Source organism: Caulobacter sp. GW821-FHT09H08, from assembly GCF_059415885.1.
The window spans coordinates 229,129-246,351 of the sequence record NZ_JBWKOC010000003.1 but is presented as its reverse complement, the minus strand read 5'-3'; the positions used below and the strand labels follow the sequence as shown (position 1 = coordinate 246,351).

The following is a 17,223-nucleotide window of genomic DNA, read 5'->3' as shown; positions in this document are numbered from 1 at the left end:
GCCATGACCCGCGTCTCGACCGTCCAGAACTACAACATCATGACGTCCAACCTCATGTCGGCGCAGATCCGGCAGAACGAGGTCGGCGCTCAGGTCTCAAGCCAGAAGGTGGCGACGGACTTCAAGGGTTACGCCAAGAACGCCGAGGTGCTGACCGCCATGCGCGGCACCCAGACGCGGATCAACGGCCTGCTCGACCAGACCAAGCTGGTGACCAACCGCCTGGAGATGCAGGACACCGGCATAGGCCGCGTCGCCGACGCGACCAAGGACGCCCGCGACGCCATCGCCAACGCCCTGGCCGCCGGCAACGCCACGACCCTGATGCAGCAGCTCACGGCCAATTTCGGCGAGGTCGTCCAGGGCGTGAACACCAAGAACAACGGGCTCTACGTCTTCTCGGGCGCCAGGACCGATACGCCGACCACGACGGCGACCAGCATGGCCGACCTGACGGCCGCGCCGTCGACCGCCTCGCTGTTCCAGAACGACCAGTACATCACCACCAACCGCATCGACGAGCAGACCAACGCCAAAACCGGCGTGCTGGGCGACGCCCTGGGCACGGACGTGTTCGACGCGTTCAAGCAGGTGCAGGCCTATATCGACGCCAACGGCCCGTTCACCGGCAAGCTCGACGACACCCAGGTCAGCTTCCTGAAGGGCCTGCTGCCGACCTTCGACGCGGCCTACAAGGGCGTGGTCGACACCCAGGGCAAGAACGGCGTCACCCAGAAGCGCTTCGAGAGCGCCGAGACCGACCTGTCGAACCAGGCCGACACCCTGACGGTCATGGTCGGCGGCATCACCGACGTCGACATGGCCGACGCCGTGACCCGCCTGGAATCCGCCAAGCTGGCCGTCCAGGCCTCGGCCCAGGTGTTCACCAGCCTGCAGCAATCGTCGCTGCTGAACGTGCTGAAGTAGGGGAGCGGCAGAGCGCCGCTCCGCCGCGACCTCGCAAAACCGAGCTTCAGCCGCTATATGGCGGCGGATGAACGCCGACCTGCTGACCCCTGCCGCCACGAACGACGCCGACGCCCTCATCGCGCGCGCCGTCGAACAGGTGCGCGCGGCCGTCGGTCTGCCGGAGGGCGCGCGGATCGTCGCGGCCATGTCCGGCGGCGTGGATTCCACCGTCACCGCCGCCTTGCTGGCCCGCGCCGGCTATGACGTGGTCGGCGTGACCTTGCAGCTCTACGATCACGGCGCGGCGATCACCAAGAAGGGCGCCTGCTGCGCCGGCCAGGACATCCTGGACGCCCGCATGGCCGCCGAGCGCATCGGCATCCCGCACTATGTGCTGGACTACGAAAGCCGCTTCCGCGAGCAGGTCATCGAGGACTTCGCCGACGCCTATCTGCGCGGCGAAACGCCGATCCCGTGCGTGCGCTGCAACCAGACCGTTAAGTTCCGCGACCTGCTGGACGTGGCCCGCGACCTGGGCGCCGACGCCATGGCGACCGGGCACTATGTGCAGCGCGCCTTCGCGGGTGGCGGCAATCGCCCGCAACTGCGCCGCGCCGCCGACCCGGCCAAGGACCAGAGCTACTTCCTGTTCGCCACCACCCGCGACCAGCTGGACTTCCTGCGCTTCCCGCTGGGCGGGATGGACAAGCCGACCGTGCGCGCCGTCGCCTTCGGCCTGGGCCTGTCGATCGCCGACAAGCCCGACAGCCAGGACATCTGCTTCGTGCCCGAGGGCAAGTACACCACCGTCATCGACCGCATCCGTCCGCAAGGCGCCGAAGCGGGCGATGTCGTGCACCTGGACGGCCGCGTGCTGGGCCGCCACGAGGGCGTGACCCGCTACACGATCGGCCAGCGCCGGGGCCTGAACATCGCCGTCGGCGACCCGCTGTTCGTGGTCAAGATCGACGCCGACAAGCGCCAGGTCATCGTCGGCCCGCGCGAGGCGCTGCTGACCGCGTCCCTGACGCTGAAAGAAGGCAGCTGGCTGGGCGGCCAGGACAGCCTGGAAGCCGCCGCCGAGGACGGCCAGCCCGTGCTGGCCCGCGTCCGCTCCACCCGTGAACCCGTCGCCGGCCATCTGGCGGTGCGGGATGGCCAGATCGCGGTCGTGTTCGACGGCGCCGAGGAAGGGGTGGCTCCGGGCCAGGCCTGCGTGCTCTACGATCCGGCCGATCCCGAGCGGGTGCTGGGCGGCGGTTTCATCGCCGGCACGACCCGAACGATGGACCTGGCCCAGACCTGACACCCAGGGGATCGAAGCGGTCCGGACGGGGTTCTCTCTGAGACCCCGAACACGGAAACGCCCGCATGCTCCAGTCCCTGCTCATCGGCCTTTCGGCCGGCTCCCGTTCCATGACGCCGTTGGCGGCCGTCAGCGAGGCCGCTCACGCCGGCCATCTGTCGCACGATAACCGGGCGGCGCGCCTTCTGGCCCATCCTTGGGCGGCGGCGGGCTCCAAGGCCCTGGCGGCCGGCGAGCTGTGGGGCGACAAGCTGCCCTCCGCGCCGGACCGGATCGTGCCGCTGGGCATCGCCGCGCGCATCATCACCGCGGGCCTGGCCGGCGCCGCCCTGGCGCCGCGCAAGCAGATGCTGCTGGGCGGCGCGGTCGCGGCCGGCGCTGCGGTGGCGGCGGCATACGTGACCTTCCATCTTCGCATGAAGGCCCTGCGCCGTTTCGGCCAGACCCCGAGCGGCTTGGTCGAGGACGCCCTCACCGTCGGCGCGGCCCAACTGGTCACGCGAGCCTTGCGATGATGGAACGCAAGGACAAGGAGCCCGTGGAGCCGGAGATGACGCCTTCCCCGGAGGCGGACACCACGGCAGACGGCGTTCGGCGCCAGCGGCAGCACATCGAAGACCTGGACGGGGAGGATCCGTTGCGCGGCGGGGTAGCGGACTAGCGAAACCTCGTCCTTCGACCAGCCCAGGGTGAGGTTTCTACGGATCTGGCGTGAAAAGTAGTCCTCATCCTGAACTGGTCGAAGGACGAGGTCGGCCCCGCCGCCTTAAGCCGCCCGTCCCGGACGAACCGCCACGCCGTCCTCGACCTTGAATCGCGTCATCAGGCGGAAGAGTTCCGCCGTCTCGCGCGCCAGGCCGTGGGCGGCCGCGGTCGATTCCTCGACCATGGCGGCGTTCTGCTGGGTCATCTGGTCCATCTGGTTCACGGCGGTGTTGACCTCCACGAGGCCCGTGGACTGCTCCTTGGCGGCCGCGGCGATGGTGGCGACCACGCCGCTGATCTGACTGACCCGCTCGACGATCCGCGTCAGGGCCTCGCCGGTCTCGCCGACCAGCGCGACACCGCGCCCGACCTGGCCGCCCGAGGCGTTGATCAGGCGCTTGATGTCCTTGGCCGCCTCGGCCGAGCGCTGGGCCAGGGCGCGGACTTCCTGGGCCACGACGGCAAAGCCCTTGCCGCTTTCGCCGGCCCGAGCCGCTTCGACGCCCGCGTTCAGGGCCAACAGGTTGGTCTGGAAGGCGATCTCGTCGATCACCCCGATGATCTGGTTGATCTCGCGCGACGAGGCCTCGATCTCGCTCATGGCCGAGACGGCGTCGGCCACCACGCGGCGCGAGCTTTCGGCGTCGTTGCGGGCCTGGCCGACGATGTCGTGGGCATGGTTGGCGCCCTCGGCGGTCTTGCGGACGGTCGCGGTGATCTGATCCAGCGCCGCGGCGGCTTCCTCCAGGCTGGCGGCCTGGTTCTCGGTGCGGCGCGACAGTTCGCTGGAGGCCTGACTGATCTCGTCGGTGCCCGCCCGGATGCCGCGACTGGAATCGGAGAGGACCGACATGGTCGACTGCAGGGTCTCGACGGCGCGGTTGAAGTCCTCGCGCAGCTTTTCGTAGTCGTGGGCGAAGGGCGTCTTCAGGCGGAACACCAGGTCGCCGGTCGACAGCTTCTCCAGGCCCTCGGCGATCGAGCTGACGACCAGGGCCTGCTCTTTCTGGGCCAGGGCCTTGGCGGCCTCGACGCGGGCGCGTTCGGCCTCGGCGGCGCGGCGCTGCTCCTCGGTCATGCCTTCCAGCCGCAGCTTCTCGATCGCGGCGTCCTTGAACGACTGCACCGCGCCGGCCATCTCGCCGATCTCGTCCTTGCGGCCGACGCCCGGAATGGCGACGCCGTTGTCGCCGGCGGCCAGCTTACGCATGACGGCGGTCATGGCGCTGACCGGACCGGCCACCAGGCGGGTCAGGGCCAGGGCCAGGGCGGCGGCCAGGACCACGGCCAGGACGGCGCTGCCGACCAGATAGACCTTGCCCATCAGGATGGCGCTGGATTGCGACTCCATCCGCTCGTCCTGCAGCAGGTGCTGGGCCTCGGCGATCTCGCTCAGCGAGCCCTGCATCTCGTGCAGCGTGTTCTGCCCCATCAGCGCGACGGCCTCGTCGTGTTTGCCCTGCTTGGCCAGTTCCAGCGGACGGTCGGCGTAGTCGCGTCGCCAGGCGTCGACCATCCCTTCCAGTTTCTTGGCGCGCTCGCGCTGACGGACGCTGGAGGTGTCGGCGATGAACCGGTCCAGGGCCTTGTCTACCGCCTGGACGTGCTTCTCGTAGGCTTCCAGGTGCGAGGCGTCATCGGCGATGACGTAACCTCTTATGGCGTTCTGCTGCTCGACCAGGCCCTGGGTGATGGCCTCGACATCCAGCGACAGGTCGTAGGTCTTGTCGTTCTTCTGGGCGGCGTCATGGATCTGGTCCAGCTTCAGGAACACGAGGCCGTCGCTGATTACCGACACGGCGATCAACACGGCGAAGGTCGCCATCAGCTTGCGCGAGATCTTCAGGTCTTTGAGGAACATGGGAACGCCTGGACAGGACGGCTGGGAGGGCCGCTTTTCGTCCCCATCACGCGCGCATGCGGCTTTCCAGGTCCTTACCCGGGCTCGCGCCAAAGTGTCGCAACCATGGGCTCGCTACCCAAGTTGGGTGCCGGTTTCCGACGCTCCAGGCGCTATTCGGCGGCGATACGGGCCGCTTCCAGGGCCTCGCCGACCGTGGGCACGGGCTCATCCTGCAACGCCCGCTCCAGGTCGCGGCGCTGCACGACCTCGCCGCATTCCTCGCAGGCCAGCACCGGATGGAAGGCGCAGCCACAGGTCTTGTGGCGGAACAGGACAGGCGACTTGTCGCGCCCGTAGACGTGACGATCCCCCCATTCGGCCATGGTCAGCAGCACCGGCGACAGGGCCAAGCCCTTCTGGGTCAACCAGTATTCGTGACGCGGCGGGCGCTCGGAGTAACGACGGGTCTCCATGACCCCGTGACCGACCAGGGTCTTCAGCCGCGCGGCCAGGACGTTGCGGGCCACGCCCAGACGCTCCTGCCATTGCTCGAAGCGCTTCACCCCCGCGAAGGCGTCTCGCAGGATCAGCAAGGTCCACGGATCACCCACGACTTCGAGGGTGGCGGCGACCGAGCAACGTTCGTTCGTATAGTCAGCGGTGCGGCCCATTTCGCGAAGGTGCGGCGTTCCGCGAGGGAAAGCAAGAGACCGTTGCGTTTGAAGATGAACCATAGTAGGTTTTTATTCGCAATTGACTCTCTCGGTTATTGCAAACTGGCGAGGCGAGCCCACGATCCCCCGTTGGCGACGCCTCGCCCCTCTCTCATCACATTCTCGCAAGCCTCTTGCGCATGGCGAGACGATGAAGGCTTATCTCACCTCAAAATCTGTCCTGGGAGCCCAATCCATGTCCGCTGATCCCGTCGTCATCGTTTCCTATGCCCGCACGCCGATGGGCGGCTTCCAGGGCGCTCTGGGCGGGGTGAAGGCGACCGACCTGGGCGCGGCGGCGGTCAAGGCGGCCATCGAGCGGGCCGGTGTGGCGGGCGACAAGGTCGAGCAGATCATCATGGGCTGCGTGCTGCCGGCCGGGCTTGGCCAGGCTCCGGCCCGCCAGGCGGCGCTGGGCGCGGGCCTGCCGCTCTCGGTCGAGGCCACCACCGTCAACAAGATGTGCGGCAGCGGCATGCAGGCCGCGATCATGGCTCACGACGCCCTCGCGGCCGGCTCGGTCGACGTCGTGGTCGCCGGCGGCATGGAGAGCATGACGGGCGCGCCCTACCTGATGTCCAAGCACCGCGCTGGCGCCCGCATCGGCCACGACCAGATGTGGGACTCCATGTACCTGGACGGCCTGGAGGACGCCTACACGCCCGGCAAGCTGATGGGCGCGTTCGCCGAGGACACGGCGGCCGAATACCAGTTCACCCGCGAGGCCATGGACGACTACGCCACGCGCGGCCTGGCCAAGGCCAAACACGCCATCGAGAGCGGCGCCTTCAAGGCCGAGATCACCCCGGTGACGGTCGTCTCGCGCAAGGGGACCGAGGTTGTCGACACCGACGAGCAGCCGCTGAAGGCCGATCCGGCCAAGATCCCGACCCTGCGCCCGGCCTTCAGCCGCGACGGCGGCATCACGGCGGCCAACAGCTCCTCGATCAGCGACGGCGCCGCCGCCCTGGTCATGACCCGCGAGAGCGTCGCCAAGGCCCTGGGCCTGCCCATCGTCGCCAAGGTGGTCGGCCACGCCGCCCACGCCCACGAGCCGGGCCTCTTCACCACCGCCCCCGTGCCGGCCATGCGCAAGGCGCTGAGGAAGGCCGGCTGGGAGGTTTCGGACGTCGACCTGTTCGAGGTCAACGAAGCCTTCGCCGTGGTCGCCATGATCGCCCAGAAGGACCTGGGCATCGATCCCGACAAGCTGAACGTCAACGGCGGCGCCTGCGCCCTGGGCCACCCGATCGGCGCCTCGGGCGCGCGGATCCTGTGCACCCTGATCTCGGCGCTGCAGGCGCGTGGCGGCAAGAGGGGCCTTGCGTCCTTGTGCATCGGCGGCGGCGAAGCCACCGCGATGGCGATCGAGCTGGTCTAGAGCTCAACGCTCCTGTCATCCCGGCCAAGCGCGAAGCGCGCCGAGCCGGGACCGCCGGAAGCTCTGAGCCTGTAGCGGTCCCGGGTCTACGCTACGCTTCGCCCGGGATGACAAGCTTTGCGGGGCCTTGCCCTACTTGCCCCGAACGACCACCTCATCGGCATCCCTTGCCTTGAAGGCGCGTTCCCTCCCCATGACCGACACCTTCCGCCACAACCCCGAACACAGCCGCTACGAGCTGGAGGTCGATGGCCTGCTGGCCGTGGCCGACTACCAGCGCGCCGGGCACCGCCTGGTGATCCCGCACGTCGAGGCCGACATGGCCCTGCGTGGCACCGGCGCCGCCGGACGGCTGATGAGCAAGGTGGCCGAGACGGCGCGCGCCGAGGGCATGCGGATCACCCCGCTCTGCTCCTACGCCGCCGCCTGGCTCCGGCGGAACGATCCGGACCTGATCGCCTAGTTACTTCGGCGCGGCCGGAGCCGCCGGAACCGGCGGGGGCGCCAGGTTCTCGAAGGCGCCGTTCGGCCCCGGGAACACCACCGGGCTTTCCCAGCCATCGGCGGTGATCGACGAGACGCCGAAGAAGTAGTCGTCGATCACCACGTCCTTCAACGTCACGGTCTCGCCTTGCGGAACCCAGCGGCTGAACGTCCAGTTCGGCTCGGTGGTCCCGCGCCACCAGACGCGGTGGCCTGCCGCGCCCGGCGTCGGCGCCCACGAGACCTTGGTGTCCGCGCCGACCGCGCCGGCGATCTTGACGTCGGACGGCGGCTTCGGCGCCGAGGCCAGGGTCGCCATGGTGACGAGGTTCAGGCGCGTGACCTGGGCCAGGTAGGTGAAGTCCACCCCCTCGATGGTGTCGCCGTAGACCTTGCCGTTCTCGGTTCGCAGGTTCTGGTGCTGGTGGTCGTAGTTCTCGACGGCCTCGGTGACCCGCACCGCCGGGAAGCCGGCTTCCAGCAGCGGCACCTGGTCGCCCCCGCGTCCGAAGCGGTCGGTGCGGTAGACCATCTTCACGTCGAAATTGGTCAGGTAGCGGTCGGCCAGCACGTCCATGTAGCGGGCCAGGTTGCGCGAGGGGCTGTCGACCTCACCGCCATTGTAGCGGCGGCCATTGGCCTGCTCGGGCGTCTCGACCGCCTTGGTGCCCTCCGAGAAGATGCGCACGTGGGTGTTGTCGATCAGGCCGCTGATCCCCCGGCTGTTGCCGACGATGTCGTTGTTGAGGTCGGCCTCGACCCTCCAGCCATTGGCCTTGGCGTAGTCGGCCAGCACCTTGCCGCCCAGCAGGCCCTGCTCCTCGCCTGACAGCACCGCGAACACCAGGGTGGCCGCGAACTTGTGCTTGGAGAGCACCCGCGCGGCCTCGATCACCGCCGCCGTGCCCGAGCCGTCGTCATTGGCGCCCGGCGCGTCGCTGGTGAAGTCCATGACGTCGGTGACGCGGCTGTCGATGTGGCCGGCGATGATGATCACCCGGTTCGGATCGCTCGTGCCCTTCTGGATGGCCAGGACGTCCATGACCTCGGTCGGGTTGGGCACGCGGCGGCCGGTGACCACCTGCGATGGCGTCTCGATGGTCAGGCAGCCGCCGCAGTCCTTGGAGATCGCCTCGAAGCGCGCCTTGGTCCAGCGACGGGCCGCGCCGATGCCGCGCGTGTCCGACTTGGTGTCCGACAGGGTATGGCGGGTGCCGAAGCCGACGAGCGAGCGGATCGTGCTCTCCAGCGCCTTGGGATCGACATCGGCGGCGATGGTCCGCAGCAGCGGCTGGTCGGTCGAGGGCGCGGGAGCTTCGGCGTGGGCGACGCTGGCCGCCGCGAGACTGGCGAGGAGGGCTAGGGACAGGCGCATTCAGGCTCCGGACAGCACGGAAAATCCAAGGCGCGCAGGTTTCAGGTCACGCTCACCCCGCGCAAGCCATTTTCCGCCTGCGGATCAGCCCTTGGCCCGCTCGGCGATGAACGCCACCCGGTTCAGCACCTCCGGCCCCGCCATCGGCCCAGGCGCATAGGCGAAGCCGGCTTCGGTGATCGGCTTGCCGCTGACCCGGTCGACCAGGATCGGCTCGGCGACCTTGCCCGTCTCGCGATCCACCAGTTGCCCCGCCGCCCCCTCCGGCGCGAAGTGGCGATTGCCGAAGGCCAGCATCGCCGTCAGCACCCCGCCGAAGTCGCGGCCCAGGTCGGTCAGCACATACTCGTAGCGCGGCGGCCGCGTGCTGTAGGCGCGCTTTTCCAGAAGTCCATTCTCGACCAGAGCCGCCAGGCGCTTGGTCAGGATGTTGGGCGCCACGCCCAGGCTCTTCTCGAACTGGTCGAAGCGGGTCAGCCCGTGGCTGGCGTCGCGCAGGATCAGGAAGGTCCAGCCGTCACCCACCCGCTCCAGCGTGCGGCCGACAGGACATTGGGTGGGTGGGCGTTCGGGCTTGCTCATGAGAATAATTTGGCGAGTTACTTGCGATTTGCAAGTTACTTCCCAGCTAGGTGGAAAGCCGGACCGCAGGGGCCTCGGCGAGGGATACGAGGAATACCACCATGAGCGAGAAGAACGCCAAGGGCGTGGCCCTGATCACCGGCGCTTCCACCGGCATCGGCGCGGTCTATGCCGATCGCCTGGCCAAGCGCGGCCATGACCTGATCCTGGCGGCCCGCGACGAGGCCCGGCTGAACGCCCTGGCCGAACGCCTGTGCGCCGAGACCGGCGTGAAGGTCGAGGTGATCAAGACCGACCTGACCAACAAAGCCGACCTGGTGGCGCTGGAAGAGCGCCTGGCGAGCGACCCGGCCATCGACATCCTGGTCAACAACGCCGGCGCGGCGGGCGAGACCGGCTTCGCCACCAGCGACCGCGATGCGATCGACCGCCTGATCCAGCTGAACGTCACGGCTGTCACCCGCCTGGCCCAGGCCGCCGCCTCGGCCTTCGCGCCGCGCGAGCGTGGGACGATCATCAACCTGGCCTCGGTGGTGGGCCTGCTGCCCGAGTTCCGCTCGCCGGTGTACGGCGCAACCAAGGCCTTCGTGCTGTATCTGACCCAGGCCCTGCGCGAGGAACTGCCCGCCGGCGTGCGCCTGCAGGCCGTGCTGCCCGGCGCCACGCGCACGGAGATCTGGGAGCGGGCCGGCCACGACATCAACGCCCTGGATCCGAACATGGTGATGGACGTCGACGACCTGGTCGACGCGGCCCTCTCGGGCTTCGATCAAGGGGAACTGGTGACGATCCCGTCGCTGCCCGATGCGGCCGACTGGGACGCCTATCAGGCCGCGCGCGGCAAGCTGGCCCCGAACCTGTCGCGCCGGTTCCCGGCTGACAGGTTCAAGGCCGCATAAGCTTACTGGACGCTTTTACTGAAGAGCGGAAAGCTCGCCGGCGAGGCGCTCACTCCCACGCCGGCGAGTCCGCCCTGATGGTTCTTCCGGGTTGATGCCGCCCGGAAGTCCACCTGGAACGCGAAACTAGCTGAGGACCATGACGACGACGCGGCGGTTCTGAGCCCGGCCTTCGCGCGTGTCATTCGGCGCCACGGGGGCGTCTTCGCCGTACGAGATCGTGGCCATGCGGTTCAGGGCCACGCCGTGCATGCTGAGGAACTTGCGCACGGTTTCGGCGCGCTTCTCGCCCAGCTCGTTGTTGAAAGCCGGGGCGCCCGAATTGTCGGTGTGGCCCTGGATCTCGAGATAGACGTTCTTGTTGTCGGCCTTGAGCTTCTCGGTGAACTCCGAGAGGCGTTGCTCGGCTTCCGGCGAGAGGGTCGCGGCGTTGACCGGGAACTTCACGGAGTCGTCGCTGAGGACCAGGGCGTACTGGAACTTGCCTTCGGCCAGCTTGCCAGCGGCGGTCGCACGCTCGAGAGCGTCGCGGGCCGTCTTGTCGAGTTCGCCGAGCTGAGCCTGTTGGGCGCCGAGCTTGGATTCGTTATCGCCGACCCGGGCCTCGACCGGCGCAACCGACTTCCTGACGAAGTCCTTGGTCGCGCAGCCGGAGACCGACAGGCCGCCCATGACCAGAGCGGCGGCGACCATCATGGTCTTGGTGGTGGATATCATTGTGGTGTGTCTCGTCCGTAGTAGGGGATGCGATGCGTCCTGCAACGCTCGCAACTGCATTTCGTCAAGTCAAACTTGGCCAAAGATAGGCGCGATTTAGACCCTTCGAAGCCCACCCATACCTTTGATATTCAACACATTTATACCGCGCGCATACGCATCGAAATCAATTTGGTTCCGAAGTTTTTTTATCGCTCGGAAGCCTCTGAAAGCCAGGTTTTGAAGGCGCGTAGCGCCGGATTCGGCGTCTTGGACTTCAGCCAGGTCAGCCAGTAACGCCCCGCGCTGACCTCTGTCGCGAAGGGCCTGACAAGTCTTCCCTGCTGTAGATCGCGCTCGAACATCATCGGCGGCGCCAGGGCCACGCCGACGCCCTGGAGGGCCGCCTCGACCATGACCCAAGAGCTGTCGAAGACCGGGCCCCGGATGGGCGGCGGCGACAAGCCGGCGGCGGCGAACCAGTCCGGCCAGTCGGCGGCCCGGTAGCTGCGCAGCAGGGTCTCGGCCAGCAGGGCGGTCGGATCGCTCAGCCGCTCGGCCACGGCCGGCGCGCACAGCGGGCTCATCGGCGCCTCGAACAGCGGCGCGGCCTCGGTGCCGTGCCAGGCGCCGTCGCCGAACCGCACGGCGCAGTCCAGCCCCTCGCCGGCCAGGTCGGTGCGGTTGTTGTTGGTGAAGAGCCGCAGATCGACGAACGGATGCGCCTCGCGGAAGGCCGGCAGGCGCGGCAGCAGCCAGCCGACCGCGAAGGTGCCGACCACGCCGACGCTCAGCACCTCCAGCACCCGGCCGCCCTCGAACCGCGCCAGGGTGTCGCCCAGGCGATCGAACGAGTCCCGCACCGACGGCAATAGAGCCAGGCCCTCGTCGGTCAGGGCCAGGCCGCGCGGCAGACGGCGGAACAGCGCCGCGCCCAGACGCGCTTCCAGTCCCTTCACCTGATGGCTGACGGCGGCCTGGGTCACGCACAGCTCGATGGCGGCCCGCGTGAACGACAGGTGCCGGGCCGAGGCCTCGAAGGCGCGCAGGGCGTTCAGCGGCAGCTGGGCGCGGCTCATGGACAAGACCCAAATTCAGCTAATGGCTCCGCCAAGGTATCGTCGTTTGCGGCCAAGGCCAGTCCCCGGCAGGTTTCGCGGGCAAGGAGACCCCAAGAATGCTCGACCGCAGAACGCTTCTGACGGCCCTGGCGGCCGCGCCCGCCGCCCTGCCTGCCCTTTCGCTGGCCGCCACGCCGCCCACAGCCCTTAGCTCACGTATTAACGAATTAGAGCGCCGCTGCGGCGGTCGCCTGGGCGTGGCGGTGCTGGACACCCACGACGGCCGGCGCTTCGCCGCTCGGGGCGACGAGCGGTTCCTGATGTGCAGCACCTTCAAGGCCGTGCTGGCGGGCCTGGTCCTGCGCCGCGTCGACCAGAAGCGCGAGCGCCTGGACCGCCGCATCGCCTACGGTCCCGAAGTGCTGGTCGCCAACTCCCCCGAGACCAAGAAGCACATCGGCCCCGGCATGACGGTTGGGGCCCTGTGTGAGGCGGTGATGACGGTCAGCGACAACGCCGCCGCCAACCTGCTGCTGGACGCGGTCGACGGGCCGGTCAGCGTCACCCGCTTCGCCCGCGCCCTGGGCGACACGGTCACCCGCCTGGACCGCATCGAGACCGCGCTGAACTTCGCCGACAAGCCCGGCGACCTGCGCGACACCACCAGCCCCAACGCCATGCTGACGACCTTGCACAGCCTCGCGGTCGGGGACGCCCTGTCGGCGGAGTCGCGCACGCGCTTCGTCGACTGGCTGGTCCGCAACCAAACCGGCGACGCCCGCCTGCGCGCGGGCCTGCCCAAGAGCTGGGTGGTCGGCGACAAGACCGGCAGCGACGGCCGCCACACTACCAACGACATCGCCGTGCTCTGGCCGCCCGGCCGCAAGCCGGTGGTGGTCGCGACCTATCTGACGGGCGCCAAGGTCGACAACGACGGCCGCAACGCCATCCTGGCCGACGTCGGCCGCGCGATCGCCTCGGCGGGGTTCGGCGCCTAGGCCGGGGCAGAATGTCGCACGCCCCCAGCGCTAAACTTGGCGGCAACCCTGACCGCTTTATCCGGTAGCCGACATTTCTTGCGTACTCCCGAGAGGCCCAGCGCTTCCGGGAGAAGGGGTCGGGTAGAGACATTGGCGAACAGGCCGGACCATAGCGCGTCCACGGCGGAGCTCGCGCTCGCGGGTCTCGCCGCGCCGCGTCGTCGCCGGTCCTGGCCGAGCTATGCCGAGCTGCGGTTCGAGGCGATCCTCTTCCTGCTGGTGGCCATCACCTTCGCCGCCGTGCTGGGCAAGAGCGCCATCACCAGCCAGACCTTGCTGCTGTCTCCAGAGTCCGGCCGGTTCGAGCCCTATCTTTTCTCCGACATCGAGAGCGGCGGCCACTCGACCATCGCCGCCGATCCCGAGACGCCGCTGGCCTGGTCCTGCGAGATCAAGGGCGGCGTGGCCTATCCCTATTGCGGCTACGGCCTGCAGCTTGACCTGGGTCGCAAGACCGAGGGCCAGGACTTCTCGCACCTCGAGACGGTCACCCTGCGGTTCACCTATCACGGCCGCTCCGACCACCTGCGCCTGCTGGTCAAGGCCGCGCCGGCCGCCGCGATCCGCGACCGGGTCAAGGGCGAGGTGATCCCGCTGGCCACCGACTTCCCGGTCGTCCAGGGCGCCAACACGGTCCGGCTGCCGCTGAAGCAGCTGGCGCCCGAGCAGTGGTGGGTGGACGCCCACGGCCTGTCGGCCCAGGAGACCGCCGTCGACTTCCGCCACGTGCCGGCCATCGCCATCACCACCAGCGGCGCCAAGGCCGGCGAGCGGATGTCGGTCACCGCCGAGGCCCTGGTCTTCGAAGGCGACTACCTGTCGGCGGAGCAGTTCTACCTGATCATCCTGGGCCTGTGGCTGCTGCTCAGCGCCGCCTTCCTGGTCCAGCGCTTCCTGAAGGTCCGTAGTCAGTACGAGATCCGTCAGCGTCGCCAAGCGATGGAAGCGCGGCTGCTGGCCGTCGCCCACGGCGAGGCCGAGGCCGCCAGCGCCGCCAAGTCGCGCTTCCTCGGCAATATGAGCCACGAGCTGCGCACCCCGCTGAACGCGGTCATCGGCTACGCCTACTGGTTGGAAAGCACCGCGCTGGACACGCGCCAGCGCCAGGCCGCCAGGACTATCAAGGCCAGTGGCGAGCACCTGCTGGCGATGATCAGCGACATCCTGGACGTGGCCAAGATCGAGGCCGGCAAGTTCGAGCTGCTGCCTGCTCCGTTCGACCTGCACGCTTGCGTCGCGGCGGTCGGCGAGATGGTCAGCCTGGCCGCGCACGAAAAGGGCCTGGTCTTCGCGATCGAGATCGCGCCCGAGGTCCCCCGCGCCATCGTCAGCGACCAGAAGCGCCTGCGCCAGGTGCTGATCAACCTGCTGGGCAACGCCATCAAGTTCACCGAGGCCGGCCAGGTGACCCTGCGCGTCTCCCGCGTGGCGACGGACGGCGAGACGGCGCGACTGCGGTTCGTGGTCGAGGACACCGGCGTCGGCATCGCGCCGGACCACATCGACGCCATCTTCCGCCCGTTCGAACAGGCGGGCGACGCCGAGGGCCGCACAGGCGGCACGGGCCTGGGCCTCAGCATCAGCCGCCAGATCGTCGAGCTGATGGGCGGCGACCTCGACGCCGAGAGCACGCCCGGCGAAGGCAGCCGCTTCATCGTCGAAGCGGCGTTTCCGGTTTCCAGCCAGCTGGAGCCGCCGCCCCAGACGCTGGCGATCCCGCGCCTACGTCGACAAGGCGTCTAAGCCGCTCAAGCTTCACCGCTTTTTCTTCAAGCTCCACCGCATTTTCATAGCGTAATTCTCGCCCTCCGACGCGCGGAGGTTGCAAACTCATCTTGAGGGTGTTTAGCAAACTCTATATAGGAGGTGCGCGGGGATGGAGTTTCGCCGGTAAGGCGAGGGATTTGGAGCACGCGTATCATGGCCACGACCCTTCAGGCCCTGAAGACCTATTACGACAACCTGATGCGGGCCGATTTCGCCCACATCCCGGCGACGCACCAGACGCTGCTGGCCAATCTCTCGACCCAGGTCGACGGCGGAAGCCTGACCCTGGCGGCGGCGCAGGCCCAGGTGCTGAAGCTGGCGATCGACACGACGTCTGTGGCCAGCCTTGCCTACAACTTCTTCACGGGCGCGGTCCCGTTCGGCCGCGGCTTCGACTACCTGGTGTCGACCACCGGCTCGAACCCGAACAACCTGAACTCGGCCTACTACCAGTCGTTCAACGTCGAGAACCGCTACATCAACTTCGCCATCAACCTGGGCAAGGGCGGCGAGGGTGCGGCGGCGTTCAACGCCAACTACGGCGGCCTGAGCATGGCCCAGGCGGTGGCCAAGGCCTATTTCGAGATCTTCGGGATCAACCCCGACGCGGCCAAGGTCAACACGCTGCTGGGTGACCTGGTGCCGGACGGCAAGGGCGGGACCTACACCCGCCAGCAGTACTTCGCCTCGTACGGCGGCGACGACCTGGGCACCAAGGCCGCCATGGTCGGCTGGCTGCTCTCGGCCGCCGCCAAGGAGAACATCGGGACCTACGCCCAGGCCAATAACGCCTTCCTGGCCGACCTGGCCGCCGACGGCGTCGCGGCGTTCCGCACGAACCTGATCGCGGCCTATGGCTCGCCGGTCACCGGCGCGCCCGGCGTCACCCTGACGGTCGCCGGCGACAAGTCGGTCTCGCCGACCGCGACCGACGTGACCCTGAAGTCCAGCGCCAACAACGACACCATCACCGTGACCGGCGACATCGCCGGCGGCGTGACCATCGACGCCGGCGCCGGCCGCGACACGATCGTTGTCACGCGCGGCACGTTCGGGACGATCGTCACCAGCGACGGCGGCGACACCGTAACCCTGGGCCACATCCTGAAGACGACCCCGACCCTGGGCGTGCCGGTCCAGTACGGCAGCGTCACCCTGGCCGGCGACAACAACGTCGTCTACCTCAAGGGCAGCATGGAAACCGGCACCAGCCTGACGGCGACCGGTCTCGGCAACGTCCTGCACATTGACCGCACCGGGGCCACGGACGTCACGTTCTACCAAGGCACGGTCAGCGGCTTCCAGACCGTCTACTACCACTCGTCGGGCTCCGGGCCGCTCGTCACGGGCGCGGCGACCTACTACAGCGTCATCGACAATCCCGCCGACACGGGCCGGGTTGGCTTCAATGTCAGCGAAGGTCAGGTCGTGGTCCTGAAGGACACGCCGAACGGCGCCAGCGTCAGCACGGCGGGCCTGGCGAACGGCGCCGCGACGCTCCACCTGCATCTGCAGAACTTCAAGGGCGCGGTGACGACCCAAGCCGAGCAATCGTTCGGCCTGTATAAGGTGGACGGCGGCGCGATCGGGTTCTTCGTCGGCGCCGGCGCCGATCAGACCAAGATGAACGGCACGGCATATCTGCATGTCGACACCGACAGCACCGCCGGCCTGATCTATGGCTGGTCATCCAATTCGGTGATCTACCAGCTGGAATACGCGCTCTCGAACCTGACGATCCTGGGCGCCGGCAAGCTGACCGCCCAGATCGACGGCAACTTCACCAATGTGGATGCGACCCAGGCGGCCGACCTGAACCTGACCTATCTGGTGGGCAAATCCACGGTCGGCATGTCAAGCGACGGCACGGTCGCATCGACGTTCCGACTGGGCGACGGGACCAACAATCTGAAGCTGGTCTTCGCGACCGCCACCTCGAGCAGCACCACGGACGCCTCGAAGTTCTATCTGGGCCAAGGCGTCGACACGATCTCGCTGGGCAGCAACCTGTTGCCGCAATTCTCGGGCGGGAAGCTCGCGAACCTGGTCATCAAGGGCGCCGCGGGCTCGGAAACCATCGGCTCGGCCGCCGAGATCATCGGCTTCTCGAAGGGCGTCGACCACCTGGTGCTGGACGGTGTGATCACCAGCGTTACCGCCAACGTCCAACAGTACGCCGACGGCAAGGCTTCGCTGCAGCTTGCGCTCATCGACGTCTCGGCCCACACGGCCGCCAACACCGCCGCCGTCTTCACCTGGAACGGCGACACCTACGTCTACAGTCAGGACGGCCTGGTCGGGGTGAACATGAACAACGGCGCCAACTACGGCGACGGCCTGATCAAGCTGATCGGCACGGGCTACTCCGTCGGAACCGGCGCCGGGGCCTTCGACATTCACTACGGATAATCAGCTTATCGGCGGCCGCTTCCTCTTCCTTTTTTGGGGGGACGGTCGCCGACC

General features: G+C 68.2%; 16 protein-coding genes. 10 read left to right on the top strand and 6 right to left on the bottom strand.

What is annotated here, in order from left to right; all coding sequences use genetic code 11:
- The first annotated feature begins 3 nt into the window (after positions 1 to 3).
- The 4 genes from AC07NN_RS10945 (at position 4) to AC07NN_RS10930 (ending at position 2,876) form a co-directional block, all read left to right on the top strand.
- Positions 4 to 927 carry a flagellin gene (locus AC07NN_RS10945; protein WP_494640588.1) on the top strand — a complete coding sequence of 308 codons (924 nt, stop codon included), beginning with the start codon at positions 4 to 6 and terminating at the stop codon, positions 925 to 927.
- Between the two features lie 67 nt (positions 928 to 994).
- Positions 995 to 2,215, top strand: coding sequence for a tRNA 2-thiouridine(34) synthase MnmA (gene mnmA, locus AC07NN_RS10940; RefSeq protein ID WP_494640586.1), 1,221 nt, complete (start codon positions 995 to 997; stop codon positions 2,213 to 2,215).
- Between the two features lie 65 nt (positions 2,216 to 2,280).
- Positions 2,281 to 2,730 carry a DUF4126 domain-containing protein gene (locus AC07NN_RS10935; RefSeq protein ID WP_494640582.1) on the top strand — a complete coding sequence of 150 codons (450 nt, stop codon included), beginning with the start codon at positions 2,281 to 2,283 and terminating at the stop codon, positions 2,728 to 2,730.
- The gene (locus AC07NN_RS10930; protein WP_494640580.1) at positions 2,727 to 2,876 is read left to right on the top strand and encodes a hypothetical protein; all 150 of its coding nucleotides are present in this window, start codon (positions 2,727 to 2,729) and stop codon (positions 2,874 to 2,876) included. The genes AC07NN_RS10935 and AC07NN_RS10930 overlap by 4 nt, the downstream gene beginning before the upstream one ends.
- A gap of 105 nt (positions 2,877 to 2,981) precedes the next feature.
- On the opposite strand, the gene AC07NN_RS10925 is transcribed toward AC07NN_RS10930, so the two are convergent.
- Both AC07NN_RS10925 and AC07NN_RS10920 read right to left on the bottom strand, forming a co-directional pair.
- Entirely contained in the window at positions 2,982 to 4,781 is a 1,800-nt protein-coding gene (locus AC07NN_RS10925) for a HAMP domain-containing methyl-accepting chemotaxis protein (RefSeq protein ID WP_494640578.1), read from the bottom strand.
- A gap of 152 nt (positions 4,782 to 4,933) precedes the next feature.
- Positions 4,934 to 5,434 (bottom strand): winged helix-turn-helix transcriptional regulator, encoded by a 501-nt coding sequence (locus AC07NN_RS10920; RefSeq protein WP_494640576.1) that lies wholly within the window; start codon positions 5,432 to 5,434, stop codon positions 4,934 to 4,936.
- A gap of 238 nt (positions 5,435 to 5,672) precedes the next feature.
- On the opposite strand from AC07NN_RS10920, the gene AC07NN_RS10915 reads away from it, so the two are divergent.
- Complete coding sequence (locus tag AC07NN_RS10915; protein WP_494640574.1) at positions 5,673 to 6,857, top strand: acetyl-CoA C-acyltransferase; 1,185 nt, start codon at positions 5,673 to 5,675, stop codon at positions 6,855 to 6,857.
- 193 nt (positions 6,858 to 7,050) lie between these two features.
- Positions 7,051 to 7,320 carry a GNAT family N-acetyltransferase gene (locus tag AC07NN_RS10910; RefSeq protein WP_494640572.1) on the top strand — a complete coding sequence of 90 codons (270 nt, stop codon included), beginning with the start codon at positions 7,051 to 7,053 and terminating at the stop codon, positions 7,318 to 7,320.
- Here AC07NN_RS10910 and AC07NN_RS10905 read toward each other — a convergent pair whose 3' ends face one another.
- Together AC07NN_RS10905 and AC07NN_RS10900 are read right to left on the bottom strand one after the other, a co-directional pair.
- Positions 7,321 to 8,715 (bottom strand): M28 family peptidase, encoded by a 1,395-nt coding sequence (locus tag AC07NN_RS10905; RefSeq protein ID WP_494640570.1) that lies wholly within the window; start codon positions 8,713 to 8,715, stop codon positions 7,321 to 7,323.
- Between the two features lie 84 nt (positions 8,716 to 8,799).
- On the bottom strand, positions 8,800 to 9,297 hold the full coding sequence (locus AC07NN_RS10900) for a winged helix-turn-helix transcriptional regulator (protein ID WP_494640568.1): 498 nt from the start codon (positions 9,295 to 9,297) through the stop codon (positions 8,800 to 8,802).
- Positions 9,298 to 9,398: 101 nt separating this feature from the next.
- Here AC07NN_RS10900 and AC07NN_RS10895 point away from each other — a divergent pair, with 101 nt between their 5' ends.
- Positions 9,399 to 10,196, top strand: a complete 798-nt coding sequence (locus tag AC07NN_RS10895; RefSeq protein ID WP_494640563.1) for an SDR family NAD(P)-dependent oxidoreductase — start codon at positions 9,399 to 9,401, stop codon at positions 10,194 to 10,196.
- Positions 10,197 to 10,322: 126 nt separating this feature from the next.
- On the opposite strand, the gene AC07NN_RS10890 is transcribed toward AC07NN_RS10895, so the two are convergent.
- Both AC07NN_RS10890 and AC07NN_RS10885 read right to left on the bottom strand, forming a co-directional pair.
- On the bottom strand, positions 10,323 to 10,913 hold the full coding sequence (locus AC07NN_RS10890; protein ID WP_494640561.1) for an OmpA family protein: 591 nt from the start codon (positions 10,911 to 10,913) through the stop codon (positions 10,323 to 10,325).
- A gap of 188 nt (positions 10,914 to 11,101) precedes the next feature.
- Complete coding sequence (locus AC07NN_RS10885) at positions 11,102 to 11,971, bottom strand: LysR family transcriptional regulator (protein WP_494640559.1); 870 nt, start codon at positions 11,969 to 11,971, stop codon at positions 11,102 to 11,104.
- A gap of 98 nt (positions 11,972 to 12,069) precedes the next feature.
- Here AC07NN_RS10885 and bla point away from each other — a divergent pair, with 98 nt between their 5' ends.
- From bla to AC07NN_RS10870, 3 genes are all read left to right on the top strand, one after another.
- The gene (bla, locus tag AC07NN_RS10880; protein WP_494640557.1) at positions 12,070 to 12,951 is read left to right on the top strand and encodes a class A beta-lactamase; all 882 of its coding nucleotides are present in this window, start codon (positions 12,070 to 12,072) and stop codon (positions 12,949 to 12,951) included.
- A 132-nt stretch (positions 12,952 to 13,083) separates the two neighbouring features.
- Positions 13,084 to 14,736 (top strand): sensor histidine kinase, encoded by a 1,653-nt coding sequence (locus AC07NN_RS10875; protein ID WP_494640555.1) that lies wholly within the window; start codon positions 13,084 to 13,086, stop codon positions 14,734 to 14,736.
- Positions 14,737 to 14,913: 177 nt separating this feature from the next.
- The gene (locus tag AC07NN_RS10870) at positions 14,914 to 17,169 is read left to right on the top strand and encodes a hypothetical protein (protein ID WP_494640553.1); all 2,256 of its coding nucleotides are present in this window, start codon (positions 14,914 to 14,916) and stop codon (positions 17,167 to 17,169) included.
- Positions 17,170 to 17,223: the final 54 nt, after the last annotated feature.